Here is a 14,456-nt window from a genome sequence, read left to right on the forward strand (position 1 = left end):
TCAGGGCTTCGGCAGCTTGGAGATCACCGATTTGGCGACCTTGGCCGCCTTGCCGCACGACGCCGCTTCGTCCTTCTTCTCGTCGTAGTTCTTGTAGTCGACGCTGACGATTTCGACCTCGTCGTCCGCCCACGGCCTGTGCTGCCACTCGAGCTTGCACTCGGCGTCGCTGCCGCTGCCGACCTTCTGGTACACGGCGACGCCGTCGATGTCGATCTTCTTGTTCCCGTCGCGTTCCGCCGGCGGAAGGGAGCGGCGGAAGCCGATCGAGATCCTCGGGTTGGACCCCGGCGTCCAATCGCAGAAATGGAAGGAGTTCAGCGTGGCGGCGCCGTGCGGCACCACCTCGTTGAGGACGGCGGTGTCGGCGGCGGTGCACGGGTCGACCGCGGTGAGCGTGCCTGGCACCGCCGGGTACTTCGCCGGTGACGCGTGCAGGCTCTTCACTGCCTTCGCGGCCACCGCACGGCCTGTCGCGCACGGGTCGCCGCCGTCGTAGGTGACCGAGAAGTTGATCCCGCGCTCGGGCTTGCGCAGGGTCATGATGCCGACGTCGCAGCTCTTCCCGTCCTTGTCCTTCCGCTCGATCTGCGGCAGCCCGTCGACCGTCGAAACGGTGACGCCGTTGATCGAGGAGTAGGTCGACGCGCCGATCTCGACCCTCACCGTGAGGGTCTTGCCTCCGGCGTCCACGGCCTTCGCCCGGCAGGTGCCGAAGGAGCTGAGATTCGCCGTCGGGTCCTCCGGCGTGCCGAGGCCGCTCATGACCTCCTTGCTCACCAGCCCGCACGGGTCGACCGTGCGCAGCACCGCGGGGGTGACCGCCGGATCGTTGATGTCCCCGTCGGGCACCGAGCCGGTGCCGGAGCCGGGTTCGGCGGCGACGGTGGTGCGGGCGAAGTTGGACTTGCCGAGGTTCTGACCGCAGGCCGAGAGCACGCCCAGTGCGATGACCAGGGCCAGCACGGACGCGATCCGGCGACGTCGAGCGTTGAGCAGCACGAGATGCACGGTAGCCGGAGCCCCTCGCCGCTGTCCGGACAACCCGCCTATTCGCCGCTCTCGCCGTCGGTGCTCGGCGGCACCACGATGGGCCGCAGCTTCGCCCACAGCACGAACAACGCCGCGAACACCAGCATGCCGATACCCGCCCACAGGTTGATGTTGACGTCGGCGGCCTTGGCCAGCTCCTCCTCGGTGGTGAAGCCGATGCCCATGATCGTGAGCACCAGCCCGTAACCGCCGATGAGCAGGGCGATGATCAGCCGGATGTCGAAGACGCCGGCCTTCTTGGGAGCTTGCGAAGCAGCCATCTCCGGCCTCCTAGAAGATGATGTTGAGCGCGATGGTCAGAATCAGCACGATGCCCGCGAGCAGGCCCGGCTTGCGGTACCAGCCCGCGTCGTCGCCCGTCTCGTCGTGCTTCAGCGACTCCTTCGGGGTGAGGGAGTAGACGAGGCCGACCAGCTGGGCCTCCGGCTTCGGCGCGGTGGCGAGCGAGACCGCGACACTGACCGCGATGTCCACGACGAACGCCGTACCCGCGGCCACGAAGCTGATGCCCTGCCCGGTGAGCCCGAGGACCCCGGCCTGCGACAGCAGCCACACGGTGATCGCCGAGGCGGTACCGGACACCAGGCCGACCCAGCCCGCGGTCGGCGTCATCCGCTTCCAGAACATGCCGAGGATGAAGGTGGCGAACAGCGGCGCGTTGAAGAAGGAGAACAGGTCCTGCAGGTAGGTCAGGATGTTCCCGGAGTTCGACGCGATGAACGCGGTGCCGATGGCGAGCACGGTGCCGATGGCGGTGACCAGGCGGCCGAGCCGGAGGTAGTAGCCGTCCGACTCGTTCTTCTTCACGTACGACTGCCAGATGTCGTAGGTGAACACGGTGTTGAACGAGCTCAGGTTCGCGGCCATCCCGGCCATGAACGAGGCGAGCAGACCGGCGAGCGCGACGCCGAGCATGCCGTTGGGCAGCAGGTCGCGCATGAGCAGCAGGATCGCGTTGTTCGCCGTCACGCCGCTGGGCGCGTCACCGCCGTCGAGCAGGACCTGCTTGTCCTGGACGTACTCGGAGACGGTGACCGCGGCGATCATGCCGGGGATGATCACGATGAACGGGACCAGCATCTTCGGGAAGGCGCCGATGATCGGCGTCCGCCGCGCGGCCGACATGCTCTTCGACGCCATCGCGCGCTGGACCTCGACGAAGTTCGTGGTCCAGTAGCCGAAGGACAGCACGAAACCGAGACCGAAGACGAGACCGAGGATCGACAGGAAGCTGTTGCCGAAGCCGGTGAGGTTGTCACCCGGCCACGAGTGCAGCTGCGCGTCGCCGCCGGGGCTCGCGGTGACCTTGTCGACCAGGCCCTGCCAGCCGCCGACCTTCACCAGGCCGACGATGGTCAGCGGGAGCAGGGCCGCGACGATCACGAAGAACTGCAGGACCTCGTTGTAGATCGCGGCGGAGAGACCGCCGAGCGCGGTGTAGGAGAGCACGACCGCGGCCGCGACGATGATCGACACCCACAGCGGCCAGCCGAGCAGGAGGTTCACCACGCTGGCGAGCAGGAACAGGTTCGCGCCCGCGATGAGGATCTGCGCGCTCGCGAAGCTGATGCCGTTGACCAGGTGGGCGGGTTTGCCGAACCGGCGGAGCATGAACTCCGGGACACTGCGGACCTTCGAGCCGTAGTAGAACGGCATCATCACGATGCCGAGGAACAGCATCGCCGGGATCGCGCCGATCCAGAAGTAGTGCACGGTCGGCAGGCCGTAGAGCACGCCGTTGGCCGACATGCCCATGATCTCGACCGCGCCGAGGTTCGCCGAAATGAAGGCGAGACCGGTGACCCAGGCGGGCAGTGACCGACCCGAGAGGAAGAAGTCGAGGCTGCTCGAGACCGACCTCCGCGCCATGTACCCGATGCCGAGCACCAGCGCGAAATAGAAGGCGAGCAGGACGTAGTCGATCGGACTTGCGTCGAGCCGCAGGTTCGCATCGGCCAGCACGTGCAACCGACCCACCTCCATGTTGAAAATGTCCACGAGAAACGCCGGTATCGCGTCAATCGCGGACCATACTGCATGGATTCAGGAACGGCAGTACGGGTGGGCGCCGACCGCCCTGAAGTGTCTGTTTCGGGGCGATTCTTGACAATTCCTGTCCGGTCGAGGCGCGGTCAGGGACGTTTCACCTTTTCCTCGTCCGCGCCCAGTGCGAGGTACACGTCGATCCATTGGCGATCGATGTCGGTGACGTCGTTGCCGTCGCAGTACGGTTTGGCCCCGTTCGCGGTGTAGTAGCGAAGCAGGGCGAGGGTCTCGTCGGTGCGCCGGATCGAGTCGTCGGTGTAGCGGGGGCCCGGCGCCCGCGGCTGATGCTTCATACAGGTCAATTCGGTCACGACGCCGTCGGTGGTCTCGTCGTCGAACCGTGGCCCGGTGTCGGACCCCGTCTCGGAGCACGCCACGACGACGGCGAGGAAGACCAGCGTGCTCAGTGCGGCTCCGCGCAACCGGCGCGGAACCCTTTCAGTGGGCAGATTGCGCATGGGCCTGCCACCTTTCCGGTCGTGTTCCCGCCGTCGCGGACTCATCCGGCACCGCCGAGGTTCGCCAGCGTGGTGCGTGCCGTCCGCGCGTCGGTCAAGGAGAAGTTCGGGTTGATGCGCAGCGCTTCGGCGAGTGCGTTGACGGCTTCGCCCGGCCGTCCGAGCGCGGCGAGGATCATGCCGCGGTGGTAGGCGAACGAGGCGCTGCGCCAGCCGGTGCCCGCCGCACGGTCGGCGAAGGTGAGGGCTTCGGCGTTCCGGCCGTTGAGGTGCAGTGCCCACGCCATGGCGTCGGCGACGAACACGGGTTGCCTGCGTTCCCATTCCGCCTGCGCGAACCGGAGTGCCTGCACGGCATCGCCGCGGTCCGCGGCCACCAAGGACGCTTCGAGATCGACGTTCGCACCGGAGGCGACTTCGAGACGTCGCTGCTCCTCGAAGAGCTCGTACTGACGTGCGGCGGATTCCGGTGCCCCCGACGTCGACAGCAGCAGGGCGTACTCACGCAGATTCCCCACGTTCGGCTGACGGGCCACGAGATCCTGATAGCCGGCGAGCGCCTTGGCGGTCTGCCCGCGTGCCGCCGCGACCTTGGCCTTTCCTTGCTGGAGCGAGGTTTCCTGTGGCACCGCGCGCTGGCCCGCGTCGAAATGCAGCTGCGCGGTGTCGAGATCCCCGTTGTCGAAGGCGAGTTCGCCGAGCAGGTTGCGGACGAACGCGACGTCGTGGGGATCGACGGCGTCCGCCAGCGCGCGATCGAGCGCGTGCCGGGCGTCGTCGACGCGACCGTGTATTTCGAATTCGTAGGCGGCGCGGGTGAACGAGGCGACGCCAGGCTTCAGGTCGAGCATCCTCTGCAACGCGGCGGTGGCCGCGGCCGTGTCCCCGAGCTGGGTGTAGGCGTCGTTGAGCACGCCGTGGATCTCGGCGTTGTCCGGCAGCACGGCCTTCGCCTTCTCGCCCCAGTCGCGAGCGCCGGCGAAGTCGTGCCGCGCGTTGGCGAGCGCGCCCATGCCCGCCAAGGCGATCCCGTTGCCGTCGGGCTGCTGTCGCAACGACTTCCGCAACGCCTCCTCGGCCTTCGGAAAGTAGGCCGGGTCGGCCTTGACCCGGGCTACTTCGACATAGGCGGCACCGAGTTCGGCCCAGGTCCGCGGATCCTGCTCATGTTTCGCGAGCTTGGCTTCCGCCGTCCGGACCTCCCGGTCGAGAGTGCTCAGACTGCCCTGCGGCGCTTCGCTGAGGACGGGTTCGGGCGGGATCAACGCGGCGACACCCACGGCGAGCAGGCTCGCGCCGAAGAGCGCCAGGAGCGCGAACCGGCGAGTGCGCTTCCCGAATCGGATACCTGTCGTGTTTTCGGGGACGTCGTGGGACATCGGGTCCGCCTTCCGCGGAGTCGGGGGTGGTGGCCGCCGCCGGGGGTCGGCGGCGGCCACCGAGGGGAGGGGGATCACCGGACGGTCGAGTTGACCGCCTTGTTGTTCGGCAGGGCGACGTACGGGAACACCGCGCCGAACGGGACGTCGTTCCGGTCCACCCGGTCGCCGGCCGCGAGTGCTTTGACGATGCCGCTGACCGCCGCGCCTTCCAGCGCCTGGACGCTGATGTCGAGGGCGTCGTCGGCCAGCCGCCGGCCGTTCGGGAACCCTTGGAGGTCGCCGCCGAGGACACCGAGCCGGTTGGGCTGCGCGGTGACCGGGATCGACGTGTTCAGCCGCAGCTGCTCCGACGGCGCGAACCGCGCCGGGTTGACGTCGGCGTTGTTCAGCTGCGAGTTGAGATCCAGGTTGATCTTGTCACCGGATTTCGTGGTGATCCCGGTCAGGAAGATCTCCGTCAGATCGTCGCGGGGTTTGGCCGGCGCGGGGATGCCGTAGATCCGCTGGACGAGGTCCGGCACCTCCGGGTTGGTCACCCTGTTCACCAGCGCGGGCACCGTCCGGTCCTGCTCCGGCAGGAGCGAGTTGAACCGGTCCTTCAGCCCGGCGGGCACGACGACCTCGTTCACCAGCGGGTTGCCCAGGCGCGAAACCTGGACGTCGGCGCCGAGCGCCCGCTCCGCACCGGGGGTGCGCAGCGTGATCGTCTTGCGTTCGGTGTCGCTCCAGACCCCGATCACCGGGTTCCTGGCCGGATTGCCCCCGAGGGTCAGCGCGCTCTTGGGCAGCTGCAACGCCACGGTGTTCACGTTGAAGCCGGCCAGCGTGTCCTGCCCGACCTCGGACAGGTTCTTCCCGTAGAGCAGGTCGAAGATCCGCAGATCCAGGAAGAACGGGTCGTCGGCCTGCCCGGCGAACGTCTGCCCGCCACCGGGGACCGGGGTGATCGCCTGGTTCCGGAGCACGCCGTAGTTCGGCATCGACGCCGGGCCGACGTTCGACGGCGCGACCCTGCCGTTGGTGACCAGGTTCGTCGTCCGCCCGGTCCCCCGGTCGATCACCGAGAGCGTGTAGAACTGGCGGAACAACAGGTCCTCGTCGTCGAGCGAAGTGACCGGGTCGTCGTTGTAGAGGAAGGTGTCGTTCCCGCGCCGGTCTTCGGTGCGGAAGGTCCACCGGTAGGTCAGGTCCGCTTTCGCGTCACCGTTGTTGTCGATGTTGATGTCGTGGTTCGCGTCCGTGGCCCACGGGTAGAAGTTCGGTCCCCCATTGGGTTCTTCGAACGGATACCAGTTCGCGATCAGGGTCACGGTGTCCGGCTTGTCAGGGCTGACGAACGCGTACACGTCGGTGTTGTCCACCGCCGGGTCGCCCGAGATCAGCGGGGCTTCCCGGTGACTGGAGGCCGACGCCGGGGCGGCGAGGGCGCTCGCGAGCACCGTCGCCCCGGCCAAGAAGACCGAGACAGTCGCCCGCCGGCGGCGAGCGAGATGGGATGTGGCCATTTCATTCCCCTTTCACCGAGGCCGATGGTGCCCGCCGTCGTCAGTGGGGATGTTGTGGAAGTGTTGCGGCGCCGGGAAAAGGGCGCGAAAAAGGGCCGCTCCCGGCGTTTCCGCCGAGAACGGCCCTCTCCCGTGACCGGCGGGGGTTTACCGGTCCGTGGGCAGGCCCACTTCGCCGTCCTCCTTGATCAACCGGGCGAGGACGTCGTCCGGCATGTACGTGCGGTGCGGGTAGCCCGGACCCCACGAGTTGAGGAACGGCACGGCGCCGAGTTCGTCGGCACGCGGGTTGCCGAGGACCTCGTGCACCTCGTCGACCGACTTCGCCCAGCGATACGCCTGGATGCCGTTCTTCACGTCGGGTGTGTAGGCGGCCCGCTTGACGTGATCGTCGTCGGCGTAGGTCTCCGACCACGGGACGTGCCCCAGTTCGAGCAGGACCTCGGCGGCGGCACGGCACGAGGTGCCGTTGTTGTCGCCGGGGTTGGTCTCGTCCCATTCGTCGCGCATCTTCGCCTGGTCCCACAGCCACCGCGCGGCGTAGAGGTCGCCGTTGAACATCGACATGCAGCGCGACCAGCCGAAGCCGACGCACGCGCCTTCCCGGCCCTGGTCGTAGAAGGCGTATTGCTTTTCGCCGTCGGTCGACTCACCGGGTTCGAGGCAGACGCAATGCCCGCCGCGAATCCTGGTGAGCGATTTCGCGCCACCCTTCGCGACGAAGAATTCGCCGGACTTCTCGTCCTTCTCCGGTACGTCGAATTCCTTGTACCAGTTGACACCGATGACGACCGGCGACCGGGTGGGCCGGTCCTCGGTGGCCAGCGCGGTCAGCGGATAGCGCTCGACGTGGCGCCAGTCGTCCGGGACGAACCGGCCGAGTCGGCCGTCCGCCGGGTCACTACCGATCGGGCGATAACGCATGGGATCCTCCTATCCCTCATCCCACCGGAATACCGCCGGCGAGTTCATTGCGGCACGATCTTTTCCAGGAACCGCCGCGCGGCCTCCCGCCCGCTTTCGAAGAGGCGCTTCTTCTCCTCTTCGCCGAGCCCGAAGTCGACGGCGGAAACCCCGGTCGTGTCGACGTACACCGTCCGCCGGTTCACACCCTCCTCGTGCAACCGGTAACGATTCCAGTCCGAGAGCAGGGTTTCGAGCGAACCGATGGCGATCCGCAACGCGCTCTTCACCGGTTTGTCCCTGCCGCCCACCGGTTCCCCGGAAAGCTTCACACCCCAGGTCGGCCAGCGCGGCTTCTTCGTGTCTGTCCGGTCGAAGACGGTGATCGGGAAGTTCGACAGCAGCCCGCCGTCGACCCAGGTGACGGTGCCCTCGGGACGGACGGCGAACTGCACCGGCCGGAAGTACAGCGGGATGGACATGGACGCGCGGACCGCGTCGACGATCTTCTCCGCACCGGGGTCTCGGCCGTACTGGGAATAATCCCAAGGCAGCCGGACGAGCACGCGGCGCGTCAGGTCACTGACGTGGACGACGAGGGAATACCGTTGGTACGGAAGCAAAGTACTTTCCGGATCGTCGATGGCGAGATCGGCGAAAGTACGCACGCCGACGTCTTCCAGCAACGGGGTGAGCCATTCCGCGAGATAGTCGCCGGAGTGCATCCCGTCGTGCAGGAGCAGATCCACGCCGTCACCGATCGGACCGGTGACCTTGTCGAAGAGGGACTGATCCTGGAAACGGCGGCAGTCCATGTCATTCATCACCGCTTCCAGACCGCCGAGATCCTTCCCGGCCTTCTGATAAGCGGCGACCAGTGCCGCCACGATCGCACCGGCGCTCGTCCCGGCGATCCGGGGAAACGAATAACCGGCTTCGTGCAACTCCAGCACCGCGCCCAGCAACCCGATGCCTTTGACGCCGCCGCCTTCCAGCACCAGATCGACACACTTCGGAGAATCAGCCATGGCACTTCACCTCTGGACCCCGCGACCACCGGATGTCGGTGGTACCCCTCGCGGAAATCGAGTGTGACACAGCGCGAGACCGAGGAATCCGGCGTTCACCCGAATGGCCCGGAAGTAGCTGGTTCTTTTGCGGGAGAACGCGAGTTCGTTAATTTCCCGCCGCCCTTTAGGGCATTCTGTGGCGCGAGAAAGAATGCAGATACCCGAATCATGGACTCGATTCGGTATCGGCTGTTCAGTGCCCGAACCTGCCGCGTTTAGTCCTCTGGATGCGGTAGTTGCGCGCGCAACTACCGCATCCAGAGGACTAAACGCGAGGGGGGGAACGCTCAGAACAGGCGGAACTCGTCCGACTCGATGCCGCGCAGCGCGTCGTAGTCCAGCGTGAGGCACCGGATCCCCCGGTCCTCGGCCAGCACCCGCGCCTGCGGTTTGATGACCTGCGCCGCGAACACGCCCTGCACCGGCGCCAGCAGCGGGTCGCGGTTGAGCAGTTCGAGGTACCGCGTCAGCTGCTCGACACCGTCGATCTCGCCGCGCCGTTTGATCTCGACGGCGACACTCGCCCCGTCGGCGTCGCGGGCCATGATGTCGACCGGGCCGATCGCGGTCGGGAACTCCCGCCGCACCAGGGTGTAGCCGTCACCGAGGGTCTTGATGTGCTCGGCGAGCAGTTCCTGCAGGTGCGCCTCGACGCCGTCCTTCTGCAGGCCCGGCTCCGCGCCGAGTTCCTGGGCGTGGTCGTGGAAGATCTCGTCGATCGTGATGACGAGCTTCTCCCCCTGCTTGTTCTCGACGATCCACAGCTTGCCGTCCTCGATCAGCCAGCACGGCGGGCTCATCCAGTTCAGCGGCTTGTAGGCGCGGTCGTCCGAGTGCACGGACACCGAGCCGTCGGCCTTCACGAGCAGCAGCCGGGTGGCCATCGGCAGATGGGCGGTCAGACGGCCGGCGTAGTCGACCTGGCAGCGAGCGATCACAAGGCGCACCCCGCGAGGGTAGGACAAGCACGGCGATACTGTGCGCATGGACCCCGTTCAGCGTGTCAGCTCGCGTGAGGTGTACCGGAACAACTGGATGACCCTGCGCGAGGACGACGTCCGGCGGCTCGATGGTTCCGAGGGGATCTACGCGGTCGTCGACAAACCCACCTGCGCCGTCGTGATCCCCTTCGACGGGGCGAGGTTTCACCTGGTCGAGCAGTTCCGCTACCCGCTCGGGCTGCGGCGCTGGGAGTTTCCGATGGGCACCGCACCCGAACTGGCCGACGTCCCGCCGCTCGAACTGGCCGCGCGCGAGCTGCGCGAGGAGACCGGCCTGATCGCGGGCTCGATGGCCGAACTCGGCGTGACGGACGTCGCCGCCGGGATGTCGAGCCAGCGCGGGCGCGTCTTCCTGGCCACCGACCTCACGCAGAGTGAAGCCCAGCGCGAGGTCGAGGAGCAGGACATGCGGACGGCGTGGTTCGACCTCGACGAGTTCGAGAAGATGATCGCCGCGGGCGACATCACCGACGCGCAGACGCTGGCGGCCTACGCGCTGTTGCTCGTGCGCGAACGCGTGCTGTGACGGCCGCTCAGTCCGGCCACACCGGGGAGCGCTTCTCCAGGAACGCCGCCATCCCCTCGCGGGCGCCGGGCAGCTGCGAGGCCGAAGCCATCACCTCCAGCGCGAGCGCGTAGGCGTCGGCCTCGGGCTGGTCCAGCTGCGCGTAGAGGGTCTGCTTGCCCATCGCCTTGCTCGCCCGGCTGCCCCGCGTCGCACGTCCCAGCAGCGAAGCGACGGCCTCGTCGAGCGAGTCGTCCGGGACCACGCGGTTCACCAGCCCCCAGTCCAGCGCGGTCGCGGCGTCGACGACGTCGCCGGTGAGCGCCAGCTCCATCAGCCGTTTCCGCCCGATCGCGCGGGCGACCGGCACGGCTGGCGTGTGGCAGAACCAGCCGCCCTTGCCGCCGGGCAGGGCGAACCCGGCGGATTCCGCGGCGACGGCGAGGTCGCACGACGCCACCAGCTGGCAGCCCGCCGCGGTCGCGAGCCCGTGCACCCGCGCGACGACCACCTGCGGCACGGACTGCATCGTGCCCATCAGGTCCGTGCACAGCCGCAGCAGCTCGCGCACGCCCATCAGGTCGCGGGCGGCGACGTCGCCGAAGTCGTGCCCCGCCGAGAACACCGGCCCGGCGCCGGCCAGGACGATGCCGGTGGCGTCGGTGTCCCCCGCCTCGCGGAACGCCGCGAGCAGCTCGGCGAGGTGGTCGGCGGACAGCGAGTTCCGCCGGGCGGCGCGGTTCATGGTGATCGTGACGGTGTCGCCGTCCCGCTTCACGAGGATGTGCTCGTACTCGGCCATGCTTCGACGGTAACCGACCGGAACGTCCGGCGATACGAATCGGGCCCGACGCCGACGTCGGCACGGAGCCGTCGCCGCAGGTTGGCGGCGGTGCCGAGGCCGGACCGCTGCGCGACCCGCTCGACCGGCAGCTCGGTGGTCTCCAGCAGCCGCCGCGCGAGCCGCACCCGCTGCGCGCGCAGCCAGCGTCCCGGAGTGACACCGGTGGCCGCGGCGAACTCGCGATGGAAGGTCCGCTCACTCAGCCCGGCGTGCCCGACTAGGTCGTCGACGCCGATGTCGTCGGCTATACGCTCCAGCGCCCAGTCCATTGTGGACGAAACGCTGGGCCGCGACGGCTTGGGCGGCAACGGGTTGTCGACGTACTGCCGCTGGCCGCCTTCCCGCGCCGGCGGCATCACGAGCCGCCGGGCGAGGGCGGCCGCGACGTCGGCGCCGTGGTCGCGGCGCACCAGGTGCAGGCAGAGATCCAGCCCGCCGACCACCCCGGCGGAGGTCAGGACGTCACCCTCGTCGGTGAACAGGACGTCCCGCTGGACGACCGCGTCGCGAGCGGCGGTTTCGAGGTCGTCCAACAGCCGCCAGTGCGTGGTGACGGACCGGCCGCCGAGCAGCCCGGCCGCCGCGAGGGTGAAGGCACCGGAGCACAGCGACGCCACGGTGATCCCGGCCCGGTGCGCCTTGCGTAGCACGGCGACGGCGGCCGCGGGCACCCCGGCGTGCGGATCGACCCGGCCGGGCACGAGGACGAGATCGCAGCCCGCCAGCCCGCTCAGCCCATGCGTCGCCTCGACCTGGCCGAACGGGTGGATGGCGACCCTTCCGCGGCCGGACGCGCAGAGCCGGACCTCGAAGGGGCCGATGCCGCTGTCGGTCCGGTCCACGCCCCAGACCTCGCCGATCACGCCCAGATCGAAGGACCGGCTGCCCGGCAGGAGGAGCACACCCACGGTTCGCATGGCAGGAAAGTACCGCATCGCGCGTCTTCTGCCACTCCCTCGGCGGTCGCTCCGAGCACGAGACTCGAGGCCATGACCACTGAAACCAAGGCCTTGATCGTGATCGACGTCCAGCGCGGCTTCGACCGGCCCGTCTGGGGCCCGCGCAACAACCCCGGCGCGGAGGCCAACATCAAGGCGCTCGTCGACGCCTGGCAGGAGCGCGGGCTGCCGATCGTGCTGGTGCACCACGACTCCGTGAAACCCGGCTCGTCGCTGCGGCCCGGCCAGGAGGGCAACCACTTCAAACCGGAACTCGACGGCGTGCGCGCGGATCTGGTGTTCGGCAAGAAGGTCAACTCGGCCTTCCACGGCGACATCGATCTCGACGGCTGGCTGAAGACGCGCGGCATCAGCTCGTTCGTGCTCGCCGGGATCCAGACGAACTTCTGCTGCGAGACCACCGCGCGGGTCGGCGGGAACCTCGGCTACGACGTGACTTTCGCGCTCGACGCCACGTTCACCTTCGACCTCGCCGGGCCGGACGGCGGCGTCCTGACCGCGGACGAGCTGTACCGGGCGACCGCGACGAACCTGCACGGAGGCGGATTCGCCACGGTCACCTCGACGAAGGAGATCTTGAGCGCGCTCCAGTGAGCGCGAGCCTCACGCCCGGTCGATCACCGCTTTGAGGAACCGCCGCGTCCGGTCGTGCTCCGGATCGTTGAACAGCTTGTCCGGCGCGGCGTCCTCCAGCACCTGCCCCTCGTCGAACATCATCACCCGGTCCGAAACGTCCCGCGCGAACTGCATTTCGTGCGTGACACAAAGGATCGTGATGTCGGTGGACGCCGCGATCTCGCGCAGCACGCGCAGGACGTCGGCCACCAGTTCCGGGTCGAGCGCCGAAGTCACCTCGTCCAGCAGCAGCACGTCCGGCCGCATCGCGAGCGCGCGGGCGATCGCGACGCGCTGTTGCTGGCCACCGGAAAGCCGGGTGGGGTGCGCGTCCTTCTTGTCGGCGAGCCCCACCATCTCCAGCAGTTCGACGGCCCGCGCCTCGGCCTCGTCCCGCGAGACGCCGAGCGAGTGGATCGGCGCTTCGGTGATGTTGCGCAGCACGTTCATGTTCGGGAACAGGTTGAACTGCTGGAACACCATGCCGATCCGCTTGCGCGCTTCCCGCAGGTGCTTCTCGTCCGCGGGCACCAGCTTTTCACCGCGCTTCATGTGACTCAGGTAGTCACCGCAGACCTCGATGGTGCCGCCGTCGACCTTCTCCAGCGTCATCAACAGCCGCAGGATCGTCGTCTTGCCGGATCCGCTCGGCCCGATCAGCGAGACGAACTCCCCCGGCGCGACGGTGAAATCGAGGTCCCTCAACACCACGTGGTCGCCATAGGACTTGACCACCTGCGAGAACCGGATCATCGGGGAATCAACTGTGGGCGGCACGTCGCTCCAACCTTCTCACCAGAATCGAAGCCGGCAGACTCACCAGCAGGAACAGCACCCCGGCCAGGGTGTACGGCTCGGTGACGCGGAACGTGTCGGCACCGACCTCCTTCGCCCTCGCCAGGACGTCGACGACGCCGATCGCCAGCAACAACGGGGTTTCCTTGAACATCGAGATCGTGTAATTGCCGAGCGCGGGCAGCACCCTGGGCACGGCCTGCGGCAGCACCACCGCGGTCCACACCCGCGACTTCGGCAGGTTCAGCGCGGTCGTGGCCTCCCACTGTCCTTTCGGGACGGCCTCGATCCCGGCGCGGTAGACCTCGGCCGCGTACGTCGCGTAATGCACGCCGAGCGCGATGACCCCGGTGGCGAACGGGGACAACGTCATCCCGCCCACCGGCTGGATCACGTAGTAGAGCACGAACACCTGGATCAGCAAGGGCGTACTGCGGACGAACTCGATGAACAGCAGAATCGCCTGGGACAGCACGGGAATCCCCGTCCGGCGGATCAGCGCGAACACCAGGCCGAGCACGTACGCGACCACCGAGGCCAGCAGAGTGATCTCGACGGTGACGAGAAGCCCTTCCAGCAGAAGGGGAACCGAATTCGCGGCGGATTCCCAGCTCCAGTCCATCACACACCTCCCGCGGTGGCCGTCATCTCGGCCGGGGCCCGGCCGAGGCGTCGCGCGGCGATCCGTTCCAGCAGCCGCATCCCGCTGGTGATCAGCAACGCGAGCAGGAGATAGAGCACGAGTTCGGTGCCGTAGATCCAGCCGAGCTCGGCGCCGAACACCGGCCGCAGCAGTTCACCTTGCCGCGCCATCTCCGGGACGGCGATGAACGAAAGCAGCGCGGTGCTCTTCAGCAACTGGATGAAGAGATTGTTGAACGGTGGCAGCATTTCCGCGAACGCCTGCGGCAGGATCACCCGCCGCATCCGCTGGGCGGGCGTCAGGTTGAGCGCGACGGCGCCCTCGAACTGCGCGCGAGGCACCGAATTCACCGCGCCACGGACGATTTCCGCGCCGTACGCCCCGTGGTTGAGGCCCAGCACCAGGATCCCGGCGAACATCGGCACCAGCTGGAAGCCGACCAGCACCGGCAGCACGAAGTACAGCCAGAACAGCTGGACGACTTCCGAGGTGCCGCGGAAGATCTCGACGTAGACACGGGCAATCCCCCGCACCGTCCGGGACGGCGAGCCCAGCGCGAGCCCGGCGATCAGGGAGAGCACCACGGTGAGCGCGATCCCGCCGACGGCGGCGGTGACGGTCGCGGTCAGTCCACTGAGGACGGTCGTGATGATATGCGATACCGACGACGACATGAC

Annotated in this window: 16 protein-coding genes; 2 read left to right on the plus strand and 14 right to left on the minus strand. The window is 68.0% G+C overall.

The genetic code is table 11. The features are described from left to right. The 9 genes from AB8M46_RS03615 to nucS form a co-directional block, all read right to left on the minus strand. Entirely contained in the window at window positions 1–1,002 is a 1,002-nt protein-coding gene (locus AB8M46_RS03615; protein ID WP_378429313.1) for a DUF3558 domain-containing protein, read from the minus strand. A 47-nt stretch (window positions 1,003–1,049) separates the two neighbouring features. Further along, window positions 1,050–1,313 (minus strand): hypothetical protein, encoded by a 264-nt coding sequence (locus AB8M46_RS03620; protein ID WP_037341458.1) that lies wholly within the window; start codon window positions 1,311–1,313, stop codon window positions 1,050–1,052. A gap of 10 nt (window positions 1,314–1,323) precedes the next feature. Next, the gene (locus AB8M46_RS03625; RefSeq protein ID WP_037342516.1) at window positions 1,324–3,021 is read right to left on the minus strand and encodes a sodium:solute symporter family protein; all 1,698 of its coding nucleotides are present in this window, start codon (window positions 3,019–3,021) and stop codon (window positions 1,324–1,326) included. A gap of 164 nt (window positions 3,022–3,185) precedes the next feature. Then, window positions 3,186–3,557, minus strand: coding sequence for a hypothetical protein (locus tag AB8M46_RS03630; protein WP_394359536.1), 372 nt, complete (start codon window positions 3,555–3,557; stop codon window positions 3,186–3,188). Window positions 3,558–3,598: 41 nt separating this feature from the next. Next, entirely contained in the window at window positions 3,599–4,936 is a 1,338-nt protein-coding gene (locus tag AB8M46_RS03635) for a tetratricopeptide repeat protein (protein ID WP_394359537.1), read from the minus strand. A 74-nt stretch (window positions 4,937–5,010) separates the two neighbouring features. Beyond that, complete coding sequence (locus tag AB8M46_RS03640; protein ID WP_037341453.1) at window positions 5,011–6,444, minus strand: DUF4331 domain-containing protein; 1,434 nt, start codon at window positions 6,442–6,444, stop codon at window positions 5,011–5,013. Window positions 6,445–6,591: 147 nt separating this feature from the next. Beyond that, complete coding sequence (locus AB8M46_RS03645) at window positions 6,592–7,368, minus strand: hypothetical protein (protein ID WP_037341451.1); 777 nt, start codon at window positions 7,366–7,368, stop codon at window positions 6,592–6,594. A 44-nt stretch (window positions 7,369–7,412) separates the two neighbouring features. Beyond that, window positions 7,413–8,375, minus strand: coding sequence for a patatin-like phospholipase family protein (locus tag AB8M46_RS03650; protein WP_125734438.1), 963 nt, complete (start codon window positions 8,373–8,375; stop codon window positions 7,413–7,415). A 329-nt stretch (window positions 8,376–8,704) separates the two neighbouring features. After that, window positions 8,705–9,364, minus strand: coding sequence for an endonuclease NucS (gene nucS / locus AB8M46_RS03655; RefSeq protein ID WP_037341446.1), 660 nt, complete (start codon window positions 9,362–9,364; stop codon window positions 8,705–8,707). A 37-nt stretch (window positions 9,365–9,401) separates the two neighbouring features. On the opposite strand from nucS, the gene AB8M46_RS03660 reads away from it, so the two are divergent. Further along, entirely contained in the window at window positions 9,402–9,944 is a 543-nt protein-coding gene (locus AB8M46_RS03660; protein WP_037341445.1) for an NUDIX hydrolase, read from the plus strand. A 7-nt stretch (window positions 9,945–9,951) separates the two neighbouring features. Here the strand turns inward: AB8M46_RS03660 and AB8M46_RS03665 are convergent, their stop codons facing one another. Both AB8M46_RS03665 and AB8M46_RS03670 read right to left on the minus strand, forming a co-directional pair. Beyond that, a complete protein-coding gene (locus AB8M46_RS03665; protein ID WP_394359538.1) occupies window positions 9,952–10,725 on the minus strand; it encodes an enoyl-CoA hydratase-related protein in 774 nt (257 codons plus the stop codon). Then, complete coding sequence (locus AB8M46_RS03670) at window positions 10,698–11,684, minus strand: GlxA family transcriptional regulator (protein WP_394359539.1); 987 nt, start codon at window positions 11,682–11,684, stop codon at window positions 10,698–10,700. The genes AB8M46_RS03665 and AB8M46_RS03670 overlap by 28 nt, the downstream gene beginning before the upstream one ends. A gap of 72 nt (window positions 11,685–11,756) precedes the next feature. Here AB8M46_RS03670 and AB8M46_RS03675 point away from each other — a divergent pair, with 72 nt between their 5' ends. Next, window positions 11,757–12,320 (plus strand): cysteine hydrolase family protein, encoded by a 564-nt coding sequence (locus AB8M46_RS03675; protein ID WP_360133704.1) that lies wholly within the window; start codon window positions 11,757–11,759, stop codon window positions 12,318–12,320. Window positions 12,321–12,329: 9 nt separating this feature from the next. On the opposite strand, the gene ehuA is transcribed toward AB8M46_RS03675, so the two are convergent. From ehuA to ehuC, 3 genes are read right to left on the minus strand one after another with little or no spacing between them, the layout of a single operon-like run. After that, window positions 12,330–13,094 carry an ectoine/hydroxyectoine ABC transporter ATP-binding protein EhuA gene (gene ehuA, locus AB8M46_RS03680; RefSeq protein ID WP_394360837.1) on the minus strand — a complete coding sequence of 255 codons (765 nt, stop codon included), beginning with the start codon at window positions 13,092–13,094 and terminating at the stop codon, window positions 12,330–12,332. Window positions 13,095–13,101: 7 nt separating this feature from the next. Continuing rightward, window positions 13,102–13,758, minus strand: coding sequence for an ectoine/hydroxyectoine ABC transporter permease subunit EhuD (gene ehuD, locus AB8M46_RS03685; protein WP_394359540.1), 657 nt, complete (start codon window positions 13,756–13,758; stop codon window positions 13,102–13,104). After that, window positions 13,758–14,453 carry an ectoine/hydroxyectoine ABC transporter permease subunit EhuC gene (gene ehuC, locus AB8M46_RS03690; protein WP_394359541.1) on the minus strand — a complete coding sequence of 232 codons (696 nt, stop codon included), beginning with the start codon at window positions 14,451–14,453 and terminating at the stop codon, window positions 13,758–13,760. Before ehuC ends, ehuD begins: the two co-directional genes overlap by 1 nt. Window positions 14,454–14,456: the final 3 nt, after the last annotated feature.

Source organism: Amycolatopsis sp. SB7-3 (assembly GCF_041021335.1).
Lineage (GTDB): Bacteria > Actinomycetota > Actinomycetes > Mycobacteriales > Pseudonocardiaceae > Amycolatopsis > Amycolatopsis japonica.

Excerpts from the sequence above, each read along its gene's own strand:
- AB8M46_RS03620 (WP_037341458.1), bottom strand. The coding sequence starts at position 1,313 with ATGGCTGCTTCGCAAGCTCCCAAGAAGGCCGGCGTCTTCGACATCCGG.
- AB8M46_RS03630 (WP_394359536.1), bottom strand. The coding sequence starts at position 3,557 with ATGCGCAATCTGCCCACTGAAAGGGTTCCGCGCCGGTTGCGCGGAGCC.
- AB8M46_RS03635 (WP_394359537.1), bottom strand. The coding sequence starts at position 4,936 with ATGTCCCACGACGTCCCCGAAAACACGACAGGTATCCGATTCGGGAAG.
- AB8M46_RS03640 (WP_037341453.1), bottom strand. The coding sequence starts at position 6,444 with ATGGCCACATCCCATCTCGCTCGCCGCCGGCGGGCGACTGTCTCGGTC.
- AB8M46_RS03645 (WP_037341451.1), bottom strand. The coding sequence starts at position 7,368 with ATGCGTTATCGCCCGATCGGTAGTGACCCGGCGGACGGCCGACTCGGC.
- AB8M46_RS03650 (WP_125734438.1), bottom strand. The coding sequence starts at position 8,375 with ATGGCTGATTCTCCGAAGTGTGTCGATCTGGTGCTGGAAGGCGGCGGC.
- AB8M46_RS03660 (WP_037341445.1), top strand. The coding sequence starts at position 9,402 with ATGGACCCCGTTCAGCGTGTCAGCTCGCGTGAGGTGTACCGGAACAAC.
- AB8M46_RS03665 (WP_394359538.1), bottom strand. The coding sequence starts at position 10,725 with ATGGCCGAGTACGAGCACATCCTCGTGAAGCGGGACGGCGACACCGTC.
- AB8M46_RS03670 (WP_394359539.1), bottom strand. The coding sequence starts at position 11,684 with ATGCGAACCGTGGGTGTGCTCCTCCTGCCGGGCAGCCGGTCCTTCGAT.
- AB8M46_RS03675 (WP_360133704.1), top strand. The coding sequence starts at position 11,757 with ATGACCACTGAAACCAAGGCCTTGATCGTGATCGACGTCCAGCGCGGC.
- ehuA (WP_394360837.1), bottom strand. The coding sequence starts at position 13,094 with ATGATCCGGTTCTCGCAGGTGGTCAAGTCCTATGGCGACCACGTGGTG.
- ehuD (WP_394359540.1), bottom strand. The coding sequence starts at position 13,758 with ATGGACTGGAGCTGGGAATCCGCCGCGAATTCGGTTCCCCTTCTGCTG.
- ehuC (WP_394359541.1), bottom strand. The coding sequence starts at position 14,453 with ATGTCGTCGTCGGTATCGCATATCATCACGACCGTCCTCAGTGGACTG.